Origin of the sequence: Flavobacterium defluvii, from assembly GCF_900129555.1 — a bacterium.
Taxonomy (GTDB): Bacteria; Bacteroidota; Bacteroidia; order Flavobacteriales; family Flavobacteriaceae; genus Flavobacterium; species Flavobacterium defluvii.
Genome location: NZ_FQWC01000006.1, coordinates 284,733 through 309,956, shown reverse-complemented (window position 1 = coordinate 309,956; position 25,224 = coordinate 284,733). Strand labels below are relative to the sequence as shown.

At 31.9% G+C, this 25,224-nt stretch carries 16 protein-coding genes; 1 reads left to right on the top strand and 15 read right to left on the bottom strand.

Annotation, left to right across the window (positions count from 1 at the left end):
• Positions 1-347 precede the first annotated feature (347 nt).
• Complete coding sequence (locus BUC29_RS14915; protein WP_073416965.1) at positions 348-767, top strand: helix-turn-helix domain-containing protein; 420 nt, start codon at positions 348-350, stop codon at positions 765-767.
• 162 nt (positions 768-929) lie between these two features.
• Here the strand turns inward: BUC29_RS14915 and BUC29_RS14910 are convergent, their stop codons facing one another.
• The 15 genes from BUC29_RS14910 to BUC29_RS14845 form a co-directional block, all read right to left on the bottom strand.
• Entirely contained in the window at positions 930-1,382 is a 453-nt protein-coding gene (locus BUC29_RS14910; RefSeq protein WP_073416964.1) for a hypothetical protein, read from the bottom strand.
• A gap of 14 nt (positions 1,383-1,396) precedes the next feature.
• Positions 1,397-5,764 carry an RHS repeat domain-containing protein gene (locus BUC29_RS14905; RefSeq protein ID WP_084538659.1) on the bottom strand — a complete coding sequence of 1,456 codons (4,368 nt, stop codon included), beginning with the start codon at positions 5,762-5,764 and terminating at the stop codon, positions 1,397-1,399.
• Positions 5,765-5,770: 6 nt separating this feature from the next.
• A complete protein-coding gene (locus BUC29_RS14900) occupies positions 5,771-10,747 on the bottom strand; it encodes a hypothetical protein (RefSeq protein ID WP_073416962.1) in 4,977 nt (1,658 codons plus the stop codon).
• A gap of 10 nt (positions 10,748-10,757) precedes the next feature.
• Positions 10,758-11,360, bottom strand: coding sequence for a hypothetical protein (locus BUC29_RS14895; protein ID WP_139260524.1), 603 nt, complete (start codon positions 11,358-11,360; stop codon positions 10,758-10,760).
• A complete protein-coding gene (locus BUC29_RS14890) occupies positions 11,347-11,880 on the bottom strand; it encodes an OmpH/Skp family outer membrane protein (protein ID WP_073416960.1) in 534 nt (177 codons plus the stop codon). Before BUC29_RS14890 ends, BUC29_RS14895 begins: the two co-directional genes overlap by 14 nt.
• 314 nt (positions 11,881-12,194) lie before the next feature.
• The gene (locus BUC29_RS14885; RefSeq protein ID WP_073416959.1) at positions 12,195-14,531 is read right to left on the bottom strand and encodes a mechanosensitive ion channel family protein; all 2,337 of its coding nucleotides are present in this window, start codon (positions 14,529-14,531) and stop codon (positions 12,195-12,197) included.
• A 185-nt stretch (positions 14,532-14,716) separates the two neighbouring features.
• Positions 14,717-16,864 carry a leucine-rich repeat domain-containing protein gene (locus BUC29_RS14880; protein ID WP_073416958.1) on the bottom strand — a complete coding sequence of 716 codons (2,148 nt, stop codon included), beginning with the start codon at positions 16,862-16,864 and terminating at the stop codon, positions 14,717-14,719.
• Between the two features lie 62 nt (positions 16,865-16,926).
• On the bottom strand, positions 16,927-18,504 hold the full coding sequence (locus tag BUC29_RS14875) for a leucine-rich repeat domain-containing protein (RefSeq protein ID WP_073416957.1): 1,578 nt from the start codon (positions 18,502-18,504) through the stop codon (positions 16,927-16,929).
• A gap of 2 nt (positions 18,505-18,506) precedes the next feature.
• A complete protein-coding gene (locus BUC29_RS14870) occupies positions 18,507-18,977 on the bottom strand; it encodes a hypothetical protein (protein ID WP_073416956.1) in 471 nt (156 codons plus the stop codon).
• A 64-nt stretch (positions 18,978-19,041) separates the two neighbouring features.
• Entirely contained in the window at positions 19,042-21,231 is a 2,190-nt protein-coding gene (locus BUC29_RS14865) for a BspA family leucine-rich repeat surface protein (protein WP_073416955.1), read from the bottom strand.
• Between the two features lie 26 nt (positions 21,232-21,257).
• Positions 21,258-21,422 carry a hypothetical protein gene (locus BUC29_RS21565; RefSeq protein ID WP_167369541.1) on the bottom strand — a complete coding sequence of 55 codons (165 nt, stop codon included), beginning with the start codon at positions 21,420-21,422 and terminating at the stop codon, positions 21,258-21,260.
• Positions 21,423-21,541: 119 nt separating this feature from the next.
• A complete protein-coding gene (locus tag BUC29_RS14860) occupies positions 21,542-22,693 on the bottom strand; it encodes a DUF5977 domain-containing protein (RefSeq protein ID WP_073416954.1) in 1,152 nt (383 codons plus the stop codon).
• Positions 22,694-22,697: 4 nt separating this feature from the next.
• The gene (locus tag BUC29_RS14855; RefSeq protein ID WP_073416953.1) at positions 22,698-23,564 is read right to left on the bottom strand and encodes a DUF5977 domain-containing protein; all 867 of its coding nucleotides are present in this window, start codon (positions 23,562-23,564) and stop codon (positions 22,698-22,700) included.
• Positions 23,565-23,618: 54 nt separating this feature from the next.
• A complete protein-coding gene (locus tag BUC29_RS21185; protein WP_084538658.1) occupies positions 23,619-23,987 on the bottom strand; it encodes a phage tail assembly chaperone in 369 nt (122 codons plus the stop codon).
• Positions 23,988-24,010: 23 nt separating this feature from the next.
• Positions 24,011-25,162, bottom strand: coding sequence for a gp53-like domain-containing protein (locus BUC29_RS14845; RefSeq protein WP_073416952.1), 1,152 nt, complete (start codon positions 25,160-25,162; stop codon positions 24,011-24,013).
• Positions 25,163-25,224 lie beyond the last annotated feature (62 nt).

Sequence of the window (25,224 nt, the reverse complement as noted above, 5' to 3'; positions counted from 1 at the left end):
GCAATATACATCTCGTTTTGATCATTTAAAGGCTTTAAAGTATTTAAATACCTTGATGCTAAATTTTTAAGTCCTTCTAAAAATTTTAATTTCTTTTTCCATTTTAATTCTTTGTGTTTAATTTCTACTTTTTTGGCGGGTATTTAATGGGATTAGAAGGATTTTTACTTTTTTTCTGGATTTGAATTTTTAAATTATACTTGTCCGAAAAATTGTATTTTTGTTTTATGTATGCAATTAAGTAAGACCGCTTATCGTAGCAAATCATTTTAAACCGTATAGTACGGCAGAAAGTATGTTTTTTACGAATTGCATTATTTTTTATTCCTAATTAGTACCTTTGAATTATGAGCACATTAACGAAACCAAACCATATAGGGCGAAAAATAAGCCGTATTCGTGAATTAAGAGATATGAAGCAGGAAGCTTTGGCACAGGCTTTAGGAACAAACCAGCAAGCAGTTTCTGCAATGGAAAACAGTGAAACTATCGACGATGATAAACTCAAAGAAGTGGCAAAAGCGCTTGGCGTAACTGTGGAAGCAATTAAAAACTTTTCGGAAGAAGGCGTGATAAATTATTTTAATACTATTTACGATAATGACTTTAGTAATAGTAATGGAGCTATTCAGTCAAATAATTGTTCATTCAATCCATTGGATAAAATGATGGAACTTGTAGATGAAAACAGAAAACTTTATGAGCGTTTGTTGGAGGCAGAGAAAGAGAAAAATGGGTATTTGGAGAGGTTGTTTGGGGAGAAGTAAATTTTTTGCACAATATATCATAACAAAAGCCACTCGATATAAAGTGGCTTTTTCTTTTGATTGTATGAACTAAATGCTTGTGCTAGCTAGAGTTTACACCAGCTAAGATTTTTTTTAATTTTTATAGATCTAGTGTCTATTTATAAAATATAACGGAATTATTTATTTGTTTTTTTGTAAGAAAAAATCAAAAGAAACACGCTTGCCTTTCATGAAAAATAAATAATCATCTTTTTTATAATATGATGGATTCATCTCAATGAGTTTGAGAATTTTTTTTACGTTACTATTCAACGATTTTAAAATACAAACTAAAATATCATTATCATCAATAAAAAGAACATAACAACATTCTTTAGTTTGTAGCGAAATGATTTTAATAAAATTTGTTGAATACTCATTTTTTAATTTCTTTAATAAAATTTCATATCCAAAGACTGTTTTATTATTTAGATTTTTTTGAGTTTCATATCTATCATTATATATACTTAATGTTTTAACCTTTGGCAAAATAATATAATTAGCTTCACAAATTATATTTTCATTTTGAAATTTCCATAAACAATTATATGCGAAATGATCTTTTTTTCCTTTTAATAGTTTTTCAAAATCCATAAACTAAGTTTTATTTAGAATGCACTTCTACTTCCGGGATTATTTGGTAAGGTTACATTTGCATCCTTTACTACACCTGGAATTAGTACTTCTAATTCATTAAAAATATCTGGGCTAGGGACAGTTTTAGAAAGTTCAAATGTTTTTACCAAAACAACTCCTTTGAATGGTGCATCCTTAGAAGCGTGATAATTGGCAACCGATCTCGAAATAGTCCAGCTTGTAAAAATACTATTATTATCTCCACTATTATGAGCTGATGGTGAATTATGTCCAATAGGCATTAAAGCAGCAGGAAATGCCATTCCTCTTATGGCATTAAAATAATCTGGATGCTTTGCTGAAACTCCTCTATATAAAGTAATATATTTATCTTCCTTAGGGCGTGAATCACTAGACACTAAGAATGCAGCTCCAACTCCTATACTTACTGCAGAAAATGATGAAGACAAGCCTATAGAAAGACCTTCAGTACCAGCAATTTCAGACCCTACCAATGTAGCACCACCGATTGCAAAAAAATTGTTATTAAATGTGCTGTAATCAGTCACCCCAGTCGTTAATATATCATTACTTACTATTGGGTCATAATGGTCATAGTCATTTACGACTGAATTCCAATAATAATCTCCTGTACTGTCACTCCAATAAGGAATTCCTTTGGCCGGTGGATCATCAAACCATCCACCATCAGGATCAATTCCAGAAATTGGATTATTTCCCATTCCAAGATAAGGTGAAGCATATTGCCCATATGGATCAGTAGATAACCACCTTCCAATTCTTCCATCCCAAAGACGCAGTTGAAAAGCTTCCATTCCTGTTTCTGAATCAAGTTCCTGCCCTTGAAAAGCATAACGATAATTCAATGAGTTACGAGATGGCAACAACTCTCCAAAAGGATAATAGTCTGCAAATGATTTGATAGCAGGGACACCACTTTCCTTTTCTATAACAGCTCTTACGTTTCCTAAATGATCTTTGATTTCATAACTAGAAATTCCGCTTGCTTTTTTATAAATCCCTAAACGGTCTAATCCGTATATTGGTAATTCAACTTGTACTATACTTCCCCCATTAGGTAAGCTATAGACTGCTATTGTATTTCCTGATAAGTTTAATTGGTAGTAAGTAGTGTTTTGTAAAACAAAAGTTGTTGTGTTATAACTTTCTTTTTTGATGCGATGCCCTCTCTCATTGTAAAAGAACTTAACAATTGTATTAGACCCTTTTTTTACTTCGGTTACTAATCCTTGTGTATTGTAAAAGTAATATAAATTTTCAGAAACATTTTGTTTTAACTGTCCAATTGTATCATAAACATAATTTCCTGATGATTGGTTTTCTATATCATTAACATCAGCTGTAACTGCTGCACCTTCTGTTATACTATTTAATTGGTTTGTTCCTGTATTGGTATAGTTATAAGTTAGTTTGTCTACAATTGTACCAGCATCATTTGTTCTTTGTAAAGTCTGGATATTTCCATTGGCATCATACGTTAATCCGCCTTCTGCTAAACCAGCAATAGGAGTAATAACAGCTGTAGAAGTATTTGTGTTTCCAAATGTCGCTGCAGTTAACCAGTTATTGCGGTTGTAGTTGTATAGATACCCTTTTTGATTGGCTATTCCTCCAGAATAATCATTTGCGATTCCTTTATTTGCCCAGCGAGCCGCTTTTATATTTCCATTATAATCTGCTCCGGCCGTAGGAGAGGATGTAATATTTCGGCCAGTACGTAAATAATCGCCGTTGTAATAGTCAAGTGTTAATCCAAATACATCATTGGCATCTCCACCTGGGTCTTTAGCAGCTTCTAAACTTGGGTGATTAATACTTTTAAGTTGTCCGCCAAGAGTGTATACATAATCTAATCCTTGAGCTCCCTGAGCAATGTTAACTCTTTTTAATTCGCCAGTTTTATAATAACTATAATCCGCATGTGTTGTAAAAGTCGAATTATTGGTTGATGTTTCAACTTTTGTTAATACATCATTTGCGTTGTAGCTATATTGATGAACAAATAATTCTGTTGCTTTATCTTTTTGAAATAAAACTTTTTTTACATTGCCTTTATAGTCGTATTCATAATGAATTGTTTTGGCGCCAATTCCTTCATTATATTGTACAATCCATTCTGTTCTTCCGTACAAATCATAACTATACCATGTAATGGCAGAAATTGTCGTTCCCGGTTTGGTATAAGTAATAGCTACATTTCCTGATAGATTGTTTTGGGTGTAATTTGTACTGCTTATTCCTGCTGTTGCTAATACCCCTGCTAAAGTTAGGTTTGTAGGTGTGGTTGGTAGGGCTACAGATGTTGTATTATTTTCAGGATAATCATATATAGTCAAAGTTTGTTCAGAGCGTGTTCCTGTCATTAAAGCACCGTCAGGACTTGCTGAAGCTGTTGCCCATAAACCATTACTACCAGTAATTACACCACTTTCTCTGGGTCTTCCTAAATCATCATAATCAGTATATGAAACTTTCGTATCTTTTTGAAGTACACTTTGAGAATAACGTATTTGTCCGTCATTTCTATAAGCAAATTTGCTAATACCTTCATCTGGACTTGATGCTTCTATTAGCTGTCCTAATGTATTATACTTATATGTAGATACAAAATTGGTAGAAGTCATGTGTGCTGGACTTGCTACTACTGTTGTATTGCTTACATAACCATTTGGCTGTATCGATTTGATTAATTGCCCTGTTTTGTTATATACATTTACGGCATAATCGTAATAATTTACTCTATAAGTAATACCTAACGAACCAGCATCGTATGTTGGCGTCCCAGATGCTATATACGTTTTTGGGTCTGAAATAGGTGCTGTAACCGCTTGTACTCTGTAGGCATTTCCACCAGTAAATGTTGTTGTTAAGGCTCCAGTTTTTAGATCATAGACTTTATATAAAGAAGAAGAACCTATTAAAGCTATTTGACCACTTGTAATACCAGTAGGAATATGTACATCTACAAAACCCTGTGTTCCAATTAGTGATACGACAGGATATGAAGCTGTTCCTCCTGAACGGGCAGAAGCCAATAGTTTTCCTTCGCCATCAGTAAATGCAACATTTTCATTACCATTTGCATCAACATTTACAGATTTATAGAATTTAGTAATTACTTCTTCTTTTCCATTAGTAATTGTTCCATCATAGTAATCCGATCCATATACGTAATACATTTCTTGTGCAGCTGGAACAGTATACGAATATCCGGTTTTCCATTCTCCATTAATTCTGTTTCCGCCTACTACATTAATAACATTCCCAGGATTTAAGGAATCATAATTGGTTTGTTCAAAAGGATGAGTTGCAGTTGCCTGATACAATTCATCAGTATTACTGTCACTATAATAATTTGCCAGACTTGTTGCAGGGCTATTATCAGAAAGTGCAACTATAGATGCTTTAAAACTACTTCCGGAACTCGCGGTCACACTAAAACCAGGTTTTAAAGTGATAGCATTAGAGTTAAAATTTACAGTTAATCCATTACTAATTGCAGACCAAGCAATAATTTCGTCAAACGCATTTACTGTTGTACTGGTTGTAATAGTACTTGTTATTGTTTGAATTTTTAATATACTACTTGCATTTATTTCGGCTTGTGTTTTAAAAAAATTAGATTTACCAAAATTGCTCAAGGGAGAAGGAGCTATAAAGGATGTTTTATCTGGTCTTCCAAAATCATCGTAAACAGTTTCTGTACCCCATATTTTATTGGTAACATAATCTTTAGATAAGCTTACATCTGCTCGACCTAGATCATTATAGAACTCTTTTACAGAACCAATAACTTGGCCTTTTAAGTCATATGAAGTGCTATGTATCCAATGAGAATTAGTATCAGTTGAGAGAGGTAAATAATTTCCATTTGGCTTTGTACAACTGGTAATAAGAACTGAGTTTATATTAGAAATAACACCATCTCCATTCACATCTAGATACCATTTGGTATTAGGATTTATGCTGGCATCACTATCATTACAATCCAAATTATTTGCTACATAATATGATGATGAAGGCTGAGTGCAACTGCTTAAAGGGTTACTTGCACTTCCAAAACCATCTTTATCACCATCATAGTACCATATAGTAGAATGAACTAACGCATTATTATCATCACAATCATCTCCATTTGAAACATACTGTCCAGGAGGTTTTGCACAAGCTAATTGATAATCATTTGGATCACCAAATGTGTCATTATCATTATCGAAATACCAACGTACAGGATTAGGACATTCACCAGGATCCACAACACTTTGTACAGCTGCAGATTTATTTGATCCTTGTGAATAAATGATAGTATAATTAAAGAATCCTATTATGTAGAGCAATATGCAAAAGTATTTTTTCATAATTGATTAATTTAAGTATCTATTATTATATGTGTTTGTTTTCACAACTTTGAAGCCCCCTGTAGTGATGCCATTTGCAGGATCATCTATAACTTCAACAGATGTTTTAATTAATCTACCCGCGCTATCATATTCAAATTTTGTAGCTAAACCATTATTTCCAATAATGTATGTAAGCTCATCCCATTCATTATAAACATATCCACTAATAGAAGAAAATACTGGACGGATCATAAGGTCATCAAAATATACTTTTGACGTATCTAATGAACAAAGATCAATTGTAGAAGCTGCCGATGTGAGTTGTATATAAGCAGTTTTAAGCTGCCAGTTTCCAGCAATTATATTGTCACTAATAAGAGGGACAATTGTATTGTTTAATTTTACAGCTGCTTTAGCTGCATTGCTTTTTTCAACCCAAACTGATAGTTTATATTTCCCAGCTCTGTGTTCGTTATTTTTCATAGAAACAGTCATTTTTGATGTTGATGTTGTTTCTACTGATTGTTTTCCTGTATGAAAAATTGAAGGATTTAGCATAGAAGTATTAGAGACAGAAATTTCCGGATCAATCCAGTTTCCATCATTAGTTTCGGCACCTGAATAAAAGATTTCACCATATCGAGCATTTCCAACAGATGTAATTTTAGAATCTTTATCTCCCATTTTTGTAGCAGAGTAATTGCTGTTTATATCTTTCATTTCTAAGACAGAAGAAAAATGATCATAAAGAGTAACTTCAGAAACTTGTTTCCATTGTGATAGTTGAGACCCTACACCAATATTCCAATCAAACTTATCATCACCGCTTTGAGTAACTCTATCATAATTTTGGAATATTCCATCAGAATCTTTAACCCCATTCCAGACATAGGACTTATGTTTTCTCCAAATTTTTTCTGATGCGGGAGAAGATGCAGTAACGTTAACTAAAGTACCAGCAATGTCTTTATAGCTCCAAATGTTATTCCATGTTGTTATACCCACTCCGGTCTCTTTCCAATCATTATCTCCTTTAGACCAGATGTAAGTATAATTTGCAGCTGTTTGAGACAACATGTTTTTATTATCAATGTTATCAACTTTAGATCCCATATCTGGGTATTTTATATATGCAGGAACAATTCTGGTTTTTAAAGATTGTCCATCGCTTGAAAATGATTTAGTTTCTTTGGCTACTCCAGAAATAAGATCATAATCTAAGAATTCTGTTGTATAGGTATATCCATTATTCTGTTCTGTAGATGATTTTATAATATTTGGATATTTTATTCTTGTTGATGAGTTTATAATCCATTTATCTTTAATACTGCTCGTATTAGTCAAATAATCTACTGTTTTATATGTTTGATAAGATTCTTGAGTTACTCCAATATTGTTCGTATTATCAGAAGGACTATAATAATTATTAGTAATTTTATTTATTTGTTGACCTAGCCCATTAAATGTTGTTACTTCTAACAGTCGTCCTATAGACGCTAAATTATCTTTTATAGTAAAAGCACTTACATTCACGTCTATCCCTTGAGAATTAGTTAAAGAATTTTCAGATTTTGAGATTTCATAAAAATCACCATACTTAACTTTATCTAAATCTTTAGCTTTCATAACATTAAATTTATATCGAATTTTGCCAAGAGATTCAAAACCTTCTTTATGAGTACTCATAGTAACATATTCATACATTACTCTAGGAGCTGGCAATTCTGCACTATATGGGGCTTCTCTGGTAATATTTTGAGCATAAGGTATATAGCTGACATATCCTATTCCATTTTCATTTTGACCATATTTGTAATCAGTAATAAAATTATCAATTCCATCAGAAACTTTTAGACTTTTTACTCTAGCGCCACCCCCTAAAAATGGGGTATTATTAAAGTTTAAATTAACGCTTAGCGATATAAAAGTATATCCTATAGCAGCAGTACCGTTACTAACAGGTGTTCCACTAAAAGTAACTTGGTATTTTCCATTTCCTAGATTACTAGATATGTATCCTCCACCATCATAAGTAACCTTGTAATCACCGTAAGCATTTAAAGTAATATTATTATAAAAAATATTTACTTGTTGACCTACAGTAATAGGGTAATAATTTTGACTCTGGCCAGTATCAATTGTAGTAGTTATTGTACTACCGCTTTGGTTAAGATTAAAATCGGCAGTAAAATAGGTAGAGTTAAGACTACTAAAAGTTAATTCATGGGGTACAGAGCTAATATAGTTGTTAGTTTCATAATTTATGTTTATTGCTCCTCCCTGCGGTGTTATTATTTTATTTAATGAAAAAGCTTCAGGTTTATTTAATAAATATCCCCAACCATCTTTATTATCTATATTGAATTGTGTTGATTCATTATTATAATAAAATTTATATGGAGGTAATACTATAGCTCCTGATTTTCCTTTGAAATTTACACTCGTTAATGTTAGGCGATTATCTCCGGGTACTAAGCTATAGTCATAATTTAAATCTATCACTTTTACAGCTTTTGCTATACACGCCTTCCAATTATCACCATTGTCAAGCACATTATCTTTTATATTATATTTTGCAACTGCTTTTTTGTTTTCTGAATATTCTGGTACATAAATAGTATGGTGATTTCCTCGACTAGGATAATTTTTATTATAATTTATATTAACACTTAAATTAGAATCTGCACCACTGGTTTTGTCTGTAATATCATCACTGTTTTTTAGTAAGATGATTTTGTCTAACTTAAGTTGATTTTGAGATGGTATAGTCATTCGACCAATGTATGGACCTGGATCTGATACACTTGTGCCTGAAGAAGAAACGACCCCTCCTTGATTAACAGAATTATAAGTCCAGTTTTCAGATGGAGCATCTGATCTTTCACTTTTAATAAAAAGAGCTGTATGGGTTCTGGTTTTTATTTTATCTAAATAGTATAATTGTTTGCGACCTCTTATCCATGTTTTTATATTAGGGTTAATTCCATCTTTAATATAATCTTTTTTATATGGAGCTTTCCAAATAAATGCGTCAGTCCATTTACCATATTCAAAACTAGTCCAATAACCTAAGTCTCCATCTCCAGCAATACCATCACCATTATCTACAAAATCGGGACCAGTAACAGCAGTTAGTAACCAATGAGTTGCAAATGGCTGGAATTGTCTTTTTTCGAAATAAGATTGCGATTCATCTTGCCGTTGAGCTACTACTCCTGATGTTCGTGTTATTATTTCATGATTGTATACTGGTAATGAATAATGGTATGTTTTTCCATCTGCAGAAGTTATTTTAAATGCGCCAACACTATTTGAGGGTAAAGAATCTCTTTCAAATCCACTTACATTAGGTTTTAAAAAACCTTGACTTTTTAAAACTCCATAAGAGTTTTTGATTTCTCCATTTGTGTAATACTCTATAAAACTTGAATTTTTATTTCTAGGTTTTGAATTAGCTTCAACATTTGAAGAATAATGATTTTCAATATTTGCGTTACTAGAATTTAAATTATAAGATGCTGGATTTACAGATAAAAAGGTGCTAATCTCATTATCAAAATAAAAGTATGGTTTATCATTAAATTTTGCATAGTCAGGAATTCCTGTTACCGAATTATTATAATACTTTAAGGCAAAACCTTTATCATTGTCCTTGTCAGAGAGTCCAAATAATGTTCCATTTTCATATAATGTAGCCTTTATTCCTCCTGACAAACCTTGTGCCTGTACATTAAAACTATCATAACTTGGCAAAGTAATATTATTGCGTTCAACCTCTAATGGAGTTGTAATTGAGTTTTGATCCAGTGATATTTCATTAATATCAAAGAATTTTGCTTTGTAGTCATAATAATTTGTGCTAACACTATTAGAGTCAAAGACATAAGTAGGGTGTAGATCTCTAAATTCAGTTAAAAATTCATTTGCTTGAAATGCTGTTTCAAAAAACTCTGTACCACTTACAGTATATCCTCTTCCTTCTAATGCAGTTGCTGGATCATACCAAGAAACTCTAAACATAGTTAGGTGAAATTTTAAAGGACCAGTTACATAATTTTTAACATTTTTGTTTAACCAGTAAGTGAATTTTTGTTGCCCAAATGATAGACTAAATACACCACCATACAAAGGTATAGCTAATGGAACTAACCATCCATTTGAAGAATTTGAATAGTCCCCCATTGATATTGTGTTATTAAAAGAGGTATTTATTCCAACGCCTACACCTTGAACTGTTGCATGTGCACCTGAGGAAGAAAAGGTTATTCCCGTACTAACTCCTCCTTGTGTAACTGATGCAGAAACAGTTCCAGATGTTGATATGCTTAACCCAGCTCCATTTGATGAAAAACCTACTTTTCCAGATAGACCACTATTTGTAGAATAATCTGCTCCTACAGTTAATCCGCCAGCAAATTGTACTCCAATGCCTACTGAGGTGCCAGACGTTCCAGATTGAGCATTTACTCCAATTTTTGCAGAGCCAACTTGATAACCTACACCAACACCAACATACCCCCCCAAAGCTTGATTGCTTCCCCAATTAAGACCTACTCCAACTGAAGCGCCTGCATATGAGTAGGAAACCGAAACCATTGAAGCTGTTTCTTGCCCTCCCGAATCGTAGAAATATTCATTTATTGCATTGGTACTGTAATCGTCAGGATACCCATTAATATTTCTATCTATTGCTCCTGGATTAACATTCCATCCTAAACCTGTCCAGGAAGCTTCTTGATCAAGTGCTATACCAGCATGATAGGATAAAGTAAGTGGATACCCCCCCTCAGGGCTGGGTACATTTAATAAAGGTAAAACGTAGCTGTATTGACCAGTAAGCAAGTTAACCATATCTGTAGCATCGACTGGTTCAAAACTTGCTGCTTCGGGAGATTTTGGGCCATTATTAGAAGCAAATAAATTATTAGGTAATAATGTTGGAAAAAATATCAACAAGAAAAAAGTAGCAATAATGCGATGGCGCTTGTGGTATTTGGTCATGGTTTGGGTTTTAAAAGGCTAATTGAGGTTCGTTTTTTAACGCTTTGGTATTGAGTTTAAATTTAACATCTCCGGTTTCAAGACCTAAATCTTCGATTACAAAATTTAAGTAGTCTTGTTTTAGGTATTTTTCATCACGAGGATAAACGATCATAATAGATGTAGAATTACTCATACCATACATTCGGGGATAAATAAAGTCGGCTAGGTCAAGAGTATCTTTTGTGGGAGTATAAACATGTAGTTTTTCTTCCATTCCAAAAGCAAGCTCATTAACCATTTGTCCGAATTTTGCTTTATCCTGTGCAACGCCATTTAATAATTCCTGATTATTTTTTGACATAGAGAGATTGAAATACATATATTTATTGTATTGCTGTCTAAATTTCTCTATTTGGACGGGGTTTATTTTGTCTCCTAGTTCTTGTTTTACTAATAAGTCAGTGGGACGGTATTGCAAAACATAATCAACACCGGCTATAGTTTTTTTGTAGTGATAGCCATTATCTTCGTCTTGTATATAATCATTCATTTCCTCTTGCGTATCAAATGATTGATTGCAAGAGGAAATGAATAATAACAAAAGAATTGCTAAAATTTTATTTTTCGTCATATTCAGCATTCAGGCCTTTTAATACTTCTTCGGTAAGGTCAGTAGATTCATCTGCATACATGATGTTTCCGCCGCCGCTGGCGCCAAATATAATTTTGTAGTTGTGATCTTTTCCGTATTCTTTGATATAATCGTTAATATCGTTGATTACGGTTTGAGTTACTTTTTTATCTTCTTCCTGAATTTTTTTCTGAATGGCTTCTTGGTAACCATTAATTTGCTGCTGTTTATTAGACAACAATTCTTGTTTTAGTTTTAATTCTTTAGGAGATAAAGAAGTTCTTTCTTTTTCGTAGTTTTTCAGTTCATTTTGCCAATTACTAATCAAAGAATCAACATTGGCTTTCATTAAAGCTGCTTTTTTATCAAACTCAGCTTTAGCTACTTTTGTTTTACTATATCCGGTAATTAATTTGTTTACATCTACGTAAACTAATTCTGAACTTGATTTTGCAAAATAGATTGCAATAATACTTAAAAGCACTGCGAAACCTGCAGTATACAAAGGCATTTTTTTCATTTTGTTTATTGGGAAAATTTTAACAATATTAATCAATTTATTATGAACTTAATAAATATAAAACGTTGTTTTTTGAAATATTTATAAGGTATTGATTTGTTGGTTTTTATGTTTTGTGTTTTATGGTTTTAGTTATAATAAATTTTAAGTTTATTTTGAAAAATGATATAAAAACTTACAGATGTCAACCTTGTATTTTTTCTTCTTTTCGGGAAACCCTATTTTTCTTTTTCAATATTTCATTTTCAAAAACTAAAAGGGCAAAATCTTGAATGATTTTGCCCTTTGAATTATATATAATTAAGCTGAAATTTCTAAGTCGAAAAAATCAATCCTTTAGCTTTAAAACTACTAAACAAAACCTGTTTAGCAGTACTGATAGTTTCTTCGGTTCTGTAAATGCTGCACCAAAATTTAATTTGTATTTTGAATTTTCCGTCAGAAATTGAATTGTAATAAATCTGAGGTGTTTTGGTATTGTTTACCAATGCAATGCTTTCTAGAGAATTTAAGATAGTTGCATTTATGTCATCTGGAGCTGCGTCTCCACTAATTTCAATCGCAATTTCAACTAGTTTAAAATTATCTGTATACGTCCAGTTGGTGATGTTTTGAGATAATAAATTACCATTCGGAATAATAATTTCTGCACCATTTGGAGCATTGATTTTTGTTGTGCGTAATCCCATAGATTTTACTCTTCCAGATTCTGAACTGATATCAATAACATCTCCAATTTGAATCGGTTTATCAAAAATTAAAATAATACCTGACACAAAATTGTTTACCACGTTTTGCAATCCAAGTCCAACACCGACACCTAAAGCTCCTAAAAGAATACTCAGTTTGTCTAGAGGCATTCCGGAAGCAGCAACGGCCAATAAATACCCAACAATTAAAACAATGAGTCTGGTAATAAGTAATTTAGAATGTTGTCTTTTGTTGATGTTTTCTTCGTTTTCATCTTCAATTTCTCCAAAAAAGTAAGCCACATAATTTTGTAATAAATGCGCTGCCCAGACAATGATAAAAAACAAGACGATATTTCCTAAAGTAAAAGTGATGCTTCCGATTGTATTTGGACGACTTAATAAATTTCCGATAGAAGAACGTAAAGATTCCCAAATATTTAGATTGGAAGCAATTACAACCAGCCACATGTAGCTTATTATAATTATAAATGGTTTTTTTAATGTATCGGATAAATTCTCGAAATCAAATATTTTTTCTATCCCGCGTTTTACTCTTGTTGTATAAATCTGTAAAAGAATTATTTCCAAGATTATTTTTAAGAGAACACTTAAAGCAACTATCTGAGTTAGAGAAATAAACGCAGTTAAGCTCAACATATTTGAAAGAGAAACTCTTCCGAAAAGATTGTAAAGGATTGATAATCCATTTAATCCAATAAAAATGATACTTGCCCATTTAAAAAATCCTTTAATGTACAATTGATCTTTTAAACTCTTAATCTGAACCAAACCGTAACGAATCCCTAAAGCATTGATAATGATAAAGGAACAACGCTGAAATAATCCAACTTCTATAAAAAGATCCAGGAAACAAAGCGCAAAAAATAATCCAAAAAGCAGCAGCCAGTTTCGCATCGATTTTCCAGACCAGTCATTCTTAAATATAATAGTCAAAACTCCTAAAGAACCTAATTGAAGCAGTTCTAAAAATAGGGCAGGAGCATATAAATTTGTAACGATAGCAATGTTTAAACCTATTACAATTACTGGCAAAATAATACCTCTGTTTAAGTATTTGAAATTAAAAAGCAAAAGATTTTCGGCATGACCGTTAGATTTTAAATATTTCAAATTACGTGAAATATACCACGCCAAAAGTCCCATAAAAAAGCATAATGTAATTAACCCTCCGGCTTTATAACTTAAATAATAAGCGGCAACATTTTCTTCGATTATAACTTTTGCCTTAATGTTATGCGATACCACTTTTTTTGTATCACTGCTCCATAAGGAAGGATATTCTTTTTTAAGAATGCTGATTCCGGATTTTTCCAGTTTTGTTTCAACGGTTGTTAATGCATTTGAAACGGCAATTTTATGCTCAACTGTGAGTCTTTTTTTGTCGTTCAAAATTCCCTGATTTTTGGTCATCAGGCTGTCTGTTTTAAGATATCTTTTTTTGAGATTGGCTAATTCGGTTTTAAATTGCTTTCTTCGAATAGTATCTTTTATAAGTGTAAATAGCGTTTTGTCTTTTCGCAGATCAAGAATTTTACTTTTTATTTTTTCCAGATTTGCATTGCGGTGATTTATTGCATTGTTTTGATCGTTTAATTCTTGTTCGATTTCTTTCAAAACAATACGGTACATTTGCTGGTTTCTCACATTCGGGTTTGCGCCTTTTAAACTTTCTAATATTAAATCAAGTTTACTTTCGGTTCTTTTGATTTCCCCAAATAAGCGAAAAGTGTTTCCTTCAAACTCGGCATCATTTGCAGCAGATTGCAAAACATCGCCAGCTTTTTCAATAGATATTAAATAATCACTGTCTGTAGTAGCTTCTTCAAATAGTTTTGACTTGTTTTCGTTTTTCGTTGCAGAGGTTTGCGAATAGGAAAATGATGCAAAAAACAACATCAATAATAAGGCGGATAGGTAAGAATTTCTTTTTGAATTCATAATAAATTTGGTGATTTAAGGTCTCCAAATTTAATTGTTTTTTGGATAGTATTGGTTTTGATGTAAGAAATTTGATCGATGAAATTAAAACACTTGCGACTTTTAAAATAATCGCAGATGTTTTTTAGTTTTTAAAATATCAAGTAATAATGGATTTAGCAATTTTCAATGATTATCGAAGATCACTATATATAATTAACGATTGCTTCTCTTGTTGTAGAAGCATAAACTAAATCTCCATCTGGCTGGCCTGAATTTACAGTTTTCAAAAGTGATGAGACCGTAATGGTACATCCTTTTTTTATGTTAAAGAAATTATTGTTATTAGCAGTCGTAGATCCTAAAGTTATCAATACAGGTAAATAAATTGACTCTATATTTGTACAGTTAGAAAAAGCATCCCAATATTCTATTTTTGTAAGTTTTGGAGCTGTAAAACTAGTAAGCATGGTATTGCTTTTAAATGTTCCAAATCCATTAGTTGATATATCACCTGTTATTGTCTCTAATTCAGGAAAGTTATAACTTGTTACACTTGAGCAGTTCAAAAAAGCTCTGCTTCCAATGTATTTAACTTGATTTCCTGAAAAAGTTGTTAATGACTTGCAGTTATTAAAAGCATTTTGTTTGATAGTAGTAACATTGTTTAAATTATTAATACTGATTAGTTTAACACAGTTTTCAAAAGCGCCGTCATATAAACTAGTAACTAAACTTAAATCAATATACGTAATAGATTGGCAATTAGTAAACGCATTTATACCAATAGATGTAGTCGCTCCAACTGTAAAGTCAGATAAATTATTACAGTTATAAAAACAATATGAATATCCATCTAGTGTTCCAAATTGAGTACATAATGGAGCATAGAAGGTTTTTAAAGCACTATTATTAGCAAAAGCGTAAGTTTTTGTAATAGTAGTTAATTTGGGAGCAATAAAACTGATCATGGATGTATTTCCTTGAAAAGTACCAAACCCATTATTTGAATTTTCCCCCTCAATGATTGTTACATTTGGAAAATCATATTCAATGACTCTTTTACAATCATAAAATGCTGCTTCATTGATATAAGTGACTTCTGGCGTAATAAAACTTGTTACAGACCAGCATCCGGAAAAGGCTCTTATTCCTATCGATTTTGTTAATTTAAGTATTCCGAAATCTGGGATTTTTCGACAGTTTAAAAAAACGTAATTAGGGATTGATAATACTTTTGACAGATCAAATGATGATATTAGATTAATACAGTTAGCAAAGTCATATTGCCCTAAAGAGTTAAGGCTTCCTATTGTTAAATTAGCTAATTCTGTACATCCACTAAATGTTGCATTTGTTGCGGTAAGATTTACTAACTGCGGTGCATAAAAAGTTCTTAACGCAATATTATTTGTAAAGGTATAGCTTTTGGTTATTGTTGTTAATTTAGGTGCAATAAAGCTTGTCATAGCTATATTTTCCTGAAATGTTCCAAATCCATTATTTGAACCATCACCTTCTATAGTTATTACTTCAGGAAAATTATATTCAGTAACTCCTGAACACTTGTGAAATGCTGATTGATTAATATAAGAAACCCTAGGGGCAGAAAACGATGTAATACTTTTACAACCGAAGAATGATCTTATTCCAATTGTATCAGCTGATTTAAGTATACCAAAGCTTGGTATTTTTTCGCAATTAAAAAAAGCGTAATTAGGGACTAATAATAAATTTGAAAGGTCGAAAGTCGAGGCCAAATTGACGCAATTAGCAAAATCGCTTTGTCCTAATGAGTTAAGAATACCAGTTGTTAAAGTTGTTAATTTTGTACAACTATTAAAGGTATAACTCGTTGATTCAAAATTTATCAATAAAGGAGCGTGAAAATTTATTAATGAGGTGCAGTTATGAAATGTATAAGTACTTTTTATGGTAATTAAACTTGGCGCAGAAAATGTGGTAAGTGATGTATTAAATGCGAATGTACCTTTAGCAGCAACAGTTAAATCTCCTATGATAACTTCTACATTTGGAAAATTGTAGTTAACAGCATTAATACAATTGAAGAACGCTTGAGAATTAATTTGTTTTACTAATCCTGCAGCATCATTAAAATAAGTTAAACTATTTTGGTTACTAAATGCATTTGGAGCTATTGTATAACTGCCTCCAATAACTGCAAATTGAATATCATCCTGAACTATAGTAAAAGATTTAATTCTTGCAATTGGTAAACCTAGCTTTGATGCAATTAACGCTGGAGTATTGAGTGTAGTTGCAACTCCTCCAATAAAAGTATTTGCTTTATATTTATTATTGCCAAATATCGTGTTTTGTAATAAACTGCCCATGATTAAGTTTTTTAATAAAATGTTATTTTCTTCAGTAAAAGTTTTGTTTTTTTGTTATTGAATTATGCAGCTACATATATAATATTAGCGCCTCTTGCTGTAGAAGCATAAACCAAATCTCCGTCAGGCTGACCTGCGTTTGCAGTTTTTAGAACGATAGGAACTGTAATTGTCGATCCAGTTTTAATCAAATAGAATATAAAATTTTCATTTGTACTGAGTCCTAAATTAAGTAAACTAGGAGCAGTTAATTCAATCAGAGAAGTGTTATTTGCAAAAGCATAATTTCCATTTATAGATGTCAAATTTGGGAAATTAAATGCTGTCACGGAACTACATCCGCTAAAAGCATAATTTCCATTTATAGATGTCAAACCCGGAAAACTAATATTTGTTAAACTTGTGCAATTAAAAAATGACTGCTGATTAATAGTTAATAATGAGTTTGCAGAAAAATTTAGTAAGGAACTACAATTATAAAAAGCGTTTACACCAATCGTTGTCACTAGATTCATGTTTGTAATGTTTTTTAATAAAACACACTGACTAAATGCATTTCCTTCCAAAATGGTACAGTTTGATAAATCAATAGACGTTATTTTTGTGTTTGAAAAGGACGAATCTCCTATTCCTGTTGGTTTTTCAATATTTAAAATATTTAGATTATTTGATCCCAAAAAAACAAATTTATTAGAAACTGATAATACTAAATTAGGAGCAGTTAATTCAACCAGAGAAGTGTTATTTGCAAAAGTATAATTTCCATTTATAGATGTCAAATTTGGGAAATTAAATGCTGTCACGGAACTACATCCGCTAAAAGCATAATTTCCATTTATAGATGTCAAACCCGGAAAACTAATATTTGTTAAACTTGTGCAATTAAAAAATGACTGCTGATTAATAGTTAATAATGAGTTTGCAGAAAAATTTAGTAAGGAACTACAATTATAAAAAGCGTTTACACCAATCGTTGTCACTAGATTCATGTTTGTAATGTTTTTTAATAAAACACACTGACTAAATGCATTTCCTTCCAAAATGGTACAGTTTGATAAATCAATAGACGTTATTTTTGTGTTTGAAAAGGACGAATCTCCTATTCCTGTTGGTTTTTCAATATTTAAAATATTTAGATTATTTGATCCCAAAAAAACAAATTTATTAGAAACTGATAATACTAAATTAGGAGCAGTTAATTCAATCAGAGAAGTGTTATTTGCAAAAGTATAATTTCCATTTATAGATGTCAAATTTGGGAAATTAAATGCTGTCACGGAACTACAGCCGCTAAAAGCATAATTTCCATTTATAGATGTCAAACCCGGAAAACTAATATTTGTTAATTTATTGCAATTTTGAAATGATACATTCAGAGTTTTAACCAATCCAAGTGAATCATTGTAATAAGTTATAGAACTATTACCGCTAAAAGCGTTCTTGACAATTTCATATGTTCCGCCAGTAATCGTAAATTCAATATCTGCTTCTTTAATTTTAAAGTTTTTAATTCTACTGCTTGAGATTCCTAACTTTTCTGCTATTAAAACAGGAGTATTTATAGTTGCGGATACCCCTCCAATAAAAGTATTTGGCTTATTGCTATTGCCAAAAACAGTATTTTGTAATAAGCCTCCCATAATTATACTCCTAACAATAAAATACTATTTGTGCTGCCTCTTTTCGTCAAAGTAAAAATTTGTTTTTCGGCTGTAACAGAAGGAGTTCCAAATAACCATGTATGAGGAGTAGTAATTGCCCAGGTTATATTTACTCCTGGCAGTGTAATACCGTTAAAAATAAAACTTGCAGGCAAAGAGGCAGGAACTGTAATAGTACAGTTTGCAGTGAAAAGCACTGTTTTTCCATGCCATGAAGAAGGAATAGTTTGATTTGTACCTACTTCAAGTTGATTAGCTATATCTTGCTTGTTTGATAAATCGATATTTCCACTTCCTACAAGGGATTCTCCGTTGATTGTTTTAAGATTATTAGTCGTGACAAGTGTTGCATCACTAAATTCTAATTCGCCAAATCCATTAGTTACTAAAGTTTTATTTGGCTCATTTTTTTCTAAATCGGCTACTTTTATTCTGTTGTATTTTGTGCTCATTTTTTTATTTATTAATAGTTGATATTTTTTTTGAAATAAGGTTAAGGAGAATTATAAAAATGTTTTAAATCCCGCCATCAGTAATTACCCAGTTGTTTGGTCCGGTTGTTAAAATTGCTTTGCCAGCTGAACTCGCTGAAGTGTATTTTGCTGTTCCGAAAGTGATTGTTAGAAAAGGCTTAACTGGTCGTGAACTCCATCCGTTGTAAATTGCATCTAAATTTGATGATGAAAAAGTTGCGGATGTTTTTCCTGTCATAAAACCAGTAAAATTGGTCACATTGGAAACATTCCAGCTGCCAATATTTTGATTGAAAGTTGTTGCATATGAAAACATATCACTCATATTTTGTGCATTTGAAACATCCCAGAAACCTATATTTTGATTAAATGCAGAAGCATTTAAAAACATTCCTTGAAATAATGTTACGTTTGAAACATTCCATGAACTGATATCCTGATTGAATACAGTTGCATTTTGAAACATTGAATTCATCCAGTTTACATTAATTACATTCCAATTTCCAATAGGCTGATTAAATAATTTGGCATTGCCAAAAAACTGAGCCATATTTATTGTTCCAGTATTTTTAAAGCTCCAATTATTAATAGTATTGCTTCCTCCATTATTGAATACTGAAGCAGTGTTAAACATTGAGTTAAATGCATCGCCTTTTGAGACATTCCAGGAACCTATATTTTGATTAAATAAACTGGCATTTTGAAACATACTTGAAAAATTTGTCACATTTCCAGTATTCCAATTTCCTATTGGCTGATTAAAATTTACTGCTCCTAAAAACATGCTGCTTAGAGTTATAGTACTATTATTATTGAGAACCCAATTATTTATATCTGAACTCCCTCCATTGTTGAATGAAACAGCATTTTGAAACATTGATGAAAAATTAGTTACTTTACTCACATTCCATACCCCAATATTTTGATTAAAAGCATAACTGGAATTGAACATATTACTTAATGTAGTTACATTTCCAGTATTCCATGTGCCTACATTTTGGTTAAAATTTGTAGCTAATTGAAACATTGAACTCATATTTGTGACCATACCTGTATTCCAGTTTCCAATAGGCTGATTAAAATTCTTAGCATTGTTAAACATAGAATTGAGAGTTATGTTAGACGTAGAATTCAATACCCAATTATTTATATCAGAACTTCCTCCATTATTAAAGGCAATAGCTCCAGCAAATGCATTTGTAAAATTTGTCACCTTTGAAACATTCCAAGTACCAATATTTTGATTGAAATTACTAGCGTTCTGAAACATGTTTTCCATGCTAGTGTTATTTTCCAAATTCCATGGTAATGGCTTATTGTATGAAGCTGCAGAGGTAAACATTCCATAAGTTGATGTTACAGCAATAGTGTTCCAATTACCTATAGGCTGATTAAAAGAGGTCGCAGCAGTAAACATATTGCCTAAGTTAACACTTCCGGTAGTTTTAAGTGTCCAGTTATTAATGTCAGGACTTCCTCCATTATTGAAAGCACTATTAAAATTAAACATTTGATAAAAACTGGTGCAGTTTGAAACATTCCAATTACCAATATTTTGGTTAAATTGATTTTGAAACATATTAGCGAATGTAGTAGCCGAAATGGTGTTCCATGTATTTAGAGGCTGATTAAAAGCTGAACTCATAAACATTCCACTAAAGTCTGTAACCTTCGAAACGTCCCAATTCGAAATCTCAGAATTGAATGCTGATGAATTAAAACAATTTGCCATTGTGGTTATGGAAGAAGTATTCCATTCATTAATTCTGGCAATTGATGATGCAGACGAGCAGCCTCTAAATGAATTTACGAATGTTTTTACACCAGTTAAATCTAAAACATCTTTAACCGAATCTAAAGTTAAATTAGCACATCCATAAAAATGAGCAACAACATCTCCGGGATTAAATTTACCCCAATTTGAGACAGATAATATTTTTAATCTGTCTCCTGTATTATTAAACTGCCAGCCTTTGCAAATTCCTGTTATTTTAATTATATAGTCACCCGCAACGGTATAATTGTGAGTTGTCTGCGTTTGGTTCCAGACAGTTATATTATTGCTTGTTCCGTCTCCCCAATCTACTATAAAATTATACGTTCCAGCAGCTAATAAAGGCAGTTTTATTTGAGTTGAAGTACTTGAACCTGTAGAAGTATTTGAGGTTCGCCATGTAGAAATGAAAGAGTTTTTATTCCTTCCAAAAATTGTATTTTGTAATAAAGATCCCATAATAATATTAATGTCTGGTTGCTTAATTAGTAAACTATCTTACGATCTTTAGTTAACGTTTTATAACTATCAGTTTTAATATTATTAAGATCATTAAACTCTAATTCACCATCAGAATTTGTAGTTAAAATTTTGTCGGGCTGATTTTTTTCTAAATCAGCGACTTTTATTCTATTATAGTTTGTATCCATTTTTTGTCTGATCAAGTTAATTTTTTGTGTTTTGAATTCCAGCTTTAGAAGTAGTCAATTAAAGCTGGAATCTGAGATTGAAAGAAATGAATTAGTATTACTTTTTCTACAACCTAATTTTACGGATTAGGATTTTGCTCTTCCTTATAATTATGAGTCAAAATTCCATTTGCGAAATAGGTATGAAATGGATTTAATGTTAAAGGAAAAATTCTCCTTTTTTCTAAATTGACTTTAACAGAAGTAACCGAAATAATTTCGTTATCAATGCTATATAAATTATCACCAACTTTAATATCTTCAAGAGGAATAAATCTCCAGAAACCATCACGCTGAATCAATTGTAAATGAGTTGGTGTAGCTTCTAATAAACCATCATTAATAATCATGGTTTTATAAGCATCTTTCTGCGTTAATTTTGTAATTGGTGATGTGATTCTTTTTACAGATAAAGATTCAGAAGACCATTTATATAATTCATTTGCATTATTGGTGTCAATAAGTGTTTCAATTTCAGCAGAAAGAAGCAGCTGTTCTAGATGTAATTCTTCGATAGCTTTTCTGGAGCCATCTGGTAATGTAATCAATGTACCTTCTACTAAACAGTTGCCGCCGCCAGATCCACCAGTCGAACCTTCTCCAGTAGTTTGATGCGTTTCATTACTAGGAACCGATTCCTGATTAGCTGCATTTCTTGTCGAAATTTTATAGTAATAAGTAGTGTTAGGAGTTAATAAATTGTCTGAAGTTGTTGTTATATCTCCATAATTTATTGATCTATATGCTGACCATGTACCTCCAGAACCAACTTTTCTATATAGCTGATATCCGGTAATTCCGATATTATTATGAGGTACGGACCATGATAAGTTTATAGTCATTCCATCTTCTGAAAGACTGCTTGCAATGGCAGGGATATTAATTACACATGTGCCTAAATTATTGGCATAGACTTGTGCATTTTCTTCCAGCCAGGCAATAGCTTGATTATTTGCATCAGTAACACTAATCTCAGATACAAACTGGTTTGTATAAGCAGTAAGAGTAACCTCTGTACCGGCTTCTCCTGCAGAGCAATTATTTTTTGGTACCGTTTTAGTTTGCTGATTATTATAATATCGTGCATCAGAAGGACAGCTTGTTGTGTCTAAAATAGGCGCAATATAATCCGGATCTGTTACCACATTTGGTTTGGTTTCTCCTGTTGAAGTACCATCATCTTTATAATATCTTTCTAATAAAGTAAAAGATTTATATCCTGTATTTGCCATGCTTTTAATAAGTTATTACGACTTTTGCTGTTGAAGAGTCTACGTTATAAGTTATATATCCAATGTTCGTAACCTGATCTACATCATTAACCCAATTAGGCGGATAAGGTATATTTTTAGAAAAATTAAGTTGTTGAATCTGAGAGCCGTCTACGTTAATAAAATCGTATCCTGATTTTTCCATAGTCCCTCCTGAAAAGGTTGTTATTTCAATATCAATGTTTCCTGTTCCAATTTGGCCATACCATGCTCCGGCCATTCTGATTGGGATCGATTTTAAAGAAGTATAGTCAGAAGCTAATTTGTCAAAATTAACCAAGCAGGCTTCAACACCATTATTTTGTTGATTATCTCCGGCAAACATTATATATGATGTTGATGCTGAACCATTGTTTGGCAATTCAGTTCCTTGAGCATGACCATATCCCATATATTTGTTATCCCACGGAGTTCCTGTACTGACAATTCCTGTAAAAGTGTCAAAATCGCGACCTGCTCCCAAAGCCCATTTGTATCTAATTACCATATAATCAAAAGGCTGTAATGTAGTTGAAGGCTCAATTACACATGAAGGACTTGCACCACGCCATCCAGTTTCTCTAATACTGCAAGTTCCAGTATTATTAGCATAAGCCTGAACATTTGCACTAAGCCATGATTCAGCTTGTTGATTTGCATCTGCAATGCTTTCTGTTGAGACAAACTTATTTGCACCGGCAGTTAAAGTGACCAGATTTCCTGCTGTTCCTTTAGAACAATCATTCTTTTTTACGGTTAACGTTTTTTCTGTATTATAATAAACCTGTATACCTTCTGGCGGAGTATAATTATCTAAATAATTAAAAGATTTATATGTTGTATTTTCTTCCATATATTATGTTTTAGTAAATAATGATGTTGTTTTTGTTTCTAAAACCTAATATTATTACAATGGCTGTTTAGGCCAAATAATAGATGTTAAATCATCGAGATCAGTTAGATCTCGCAGCGCCTGTCTGTAAATTTTCCATTCTGCTTTTTTTTCTTCATCAAGAGGAGAATCATCTAATTGAGTCCAGTCACTTTCAGTTAATAATGTGTTTCTGCTGGTTCTTAAATTTTCCAGAATATTATCTTGCTTCTCAATAAAAACAGAATAGGTATGTTTACCACTAACAACTTTATAATTTTTCGATAAAGCCTGCTGCCATTCCTCTTCGGTTAATTCAATATTTGGCTGCGGAATATTTTCGTGAATGCCTTCAACATAAAAGCCTGTATATTCTCCATTTTCGTTATATGTTCCTTTGTACATAATTTTACTTTTAAAATTTATTGTTAATAACCAATTGCAAACATGTATCCGTTACTACCATCAATAATTGCATTGTATGATGTATTAGTAACATTAAAGACATGATTAAAACCCTTATTTCCAGAATCGCTTCTATAGGTAGATACTACGACACTGCATGCTTTGTTAGGCCATGTGACAGGGAAACTATAATTAGTTGAGCCACTAGTTAAATACGCCCATTGTAATATTAAACCATTGCTAAATTTTTGGTAACCGCTGATTAAAGGACTAGCATTGACATACGGTGAGTGTCCGGCATCATAATCAGATGCTGTAGAGGTAGAAACAGAACCATCGGCCATTAGATATTGGTTAGAAGTTCCTCCAGTTTTGATGAAACTTTGACTTTCAACTGAATCAGTAAAATTTTTATTTCCACCAATAGTTTGATCGGTTGTTAGATCAACATATTTTGAGTTTAATTTTTGATCTATTATTGATATTGAGCTTGCAAACCAATAATCAACTTCAATATTACGATTACTAATTACTTCAGAAAACGTAATTACATTAGTACCATCAACAATTGAATAATCTTTATCTTCTCTAAGTAACTGTCCGTTTTTGTAAATTTTTAAGCTGTACTTTAGAGGTTTATTTTGAAGTGTTATAGTATCACTGCTAAATTCATCGGCGCTAAAACTTTCTTTAAATGGAATAGATGATTTTCCGTACATAGAATCAGAATTCTCCAGTTCTGGGTTTAGATTTTGATACCAATAATCTATTTCAATATTTCTGTCATCAATTCCTTCAGGGAAACTAATTTCGGCAGTATTATAGTTTAATATATAATCTTCATTTTCAGCTAAAAGCTGTCCGTTTTTGAATATTTTCAAGCTGTTTTCAACTGGAGAATTTTCTAATTCGATTGATGAGCCAGTAAAATCATCCCGATATTCTTTATAAGGAAAATAGCAGTTCCCTGAAATAATTCCTGAATTTTGAAAAACAGATCTTAAAAGCGCCGGAGTAATATAATGTTCATTAGATGTTCCGGTTTCGACCATTTGAAAATCGGCTTTGTCTTCGTCTCTGTGAACAAAACTGTCAAAAATTTCGACGAAATCATTTTGTGACGGAATATCCCCATTTTGGAATTTACTGCCAATGTTAATTCTGCTTGTTGCCATGTTATTTAATTTTATTTCTTGCTTTAATGTTGTTTGATAAAACCTGAATTAAATACCAATGA

Coding starts and splice junctions, on each gene's coding strand:
- BUC29_RS14915 (WP_073416965.1), top strand. CDS start 348: ATGAGCACATTAACGAAACCAAACCATATAGGGCGAAAAATAAGCCGT.
- BUC29_RS14910 (WP_073416964.1), bottom strand. CDS start 1,382: ATGGATTTTGAAAAACTATTAAAAGGAAAAAAAGATCATTTCGCATAT.
- BUC29_RS14905 (WP_084538659.1), bottom strand. CDS start 5,764: ATGAAAAAATACTTTTGCATATTGCTCTACATAATAGGATTCTTTAAT.
- BUC29_RS14900 (WP_073416962.1), bottom strand. CDS start 10,747: ATGACCAAATACCACAAGCGCCATCGCATTATTGCTACTTTTTTCTTG.
- BUC29_RS14895 (WP_139260524.1), bottom strand. CDS start 11,360: ATGACGAAAAATAAAATTTTAGCAATTCTTTTGTTATTATTCATTTCC.
- BUC29_RS14890 (WP_073416960.1), bottom strand. CDS start 11,880: ATGAAAAAAATGCCTTTGTATACTGCAGGTTTCGCAGTGCTTTTAAGT.
- BUC29_RS14885 (WP_073416959.1), bottom strand. CDS start 14,531: ATGAATTCAAAAAGAAATTCTTACCTATCCGCCTTATTATTGATGTTG.
- BUC29_RS14880 (WP_073416958.1), bottom strand. CDS start 16,864: ATGGGCAGTTTATTACAAAACACGATATTTGGCAATAATAAATATAAA.
- BUC29_RS14875 (WP_073416957.1), bottom strand. CDS start 18,504: ATGGGAGGCTTATTACAAAATACTGTTTTTGGCAATAGCAATAAGCCA.
- BUC29_RS14870 (WP_073416956.1), bottom strand. CDS start 18,977: ATGAGCACAAAATACAACAGAATAAAAGTAGCCGATTTAGAAAAAAAT.
- BUC29_RS14865 (WP_073416955.1), bottom strand. CDS start 21,231: ATGGGATCTTTATTACAAAATACAATTTTTGGAAGGAATAAAAACTCT.
- BUC29_RS21565 (WP_167369541.1), bottom strand. CDS start 21,422: ATGGATACAAACTATAATAGAATAAAAGTCGCTGATTTAGAAAAAAAT.
- BUC29_RS14860 (WP_073416954.1), bottom strand. CDS start 22,693: ATGGCAAATACAGGATATAAATCTTTTACTTTATTAGAAAGATATTAT.
- BUC29_RS14855 (WP_073416953.1), bottom strand. CDS start 23,564: ATGGAAGAAAATACAACATATAAATCTTTTAATTATTTAGATAATTAT.
- BUC29_RS21185 (WP_084538658.1), bottom strand. CDS start 23,987: ATGTACAAAGGAACATATAACGAAAATGGAGAATATACAGGCTTTTAT.
- BUC29_RS14845 (WP_073416952.1), bottom strand. CDS start 25,162: ATGGCAACAAGCAGAATTAACATTGGCAGTAAATTCCAAAATGGGGAT.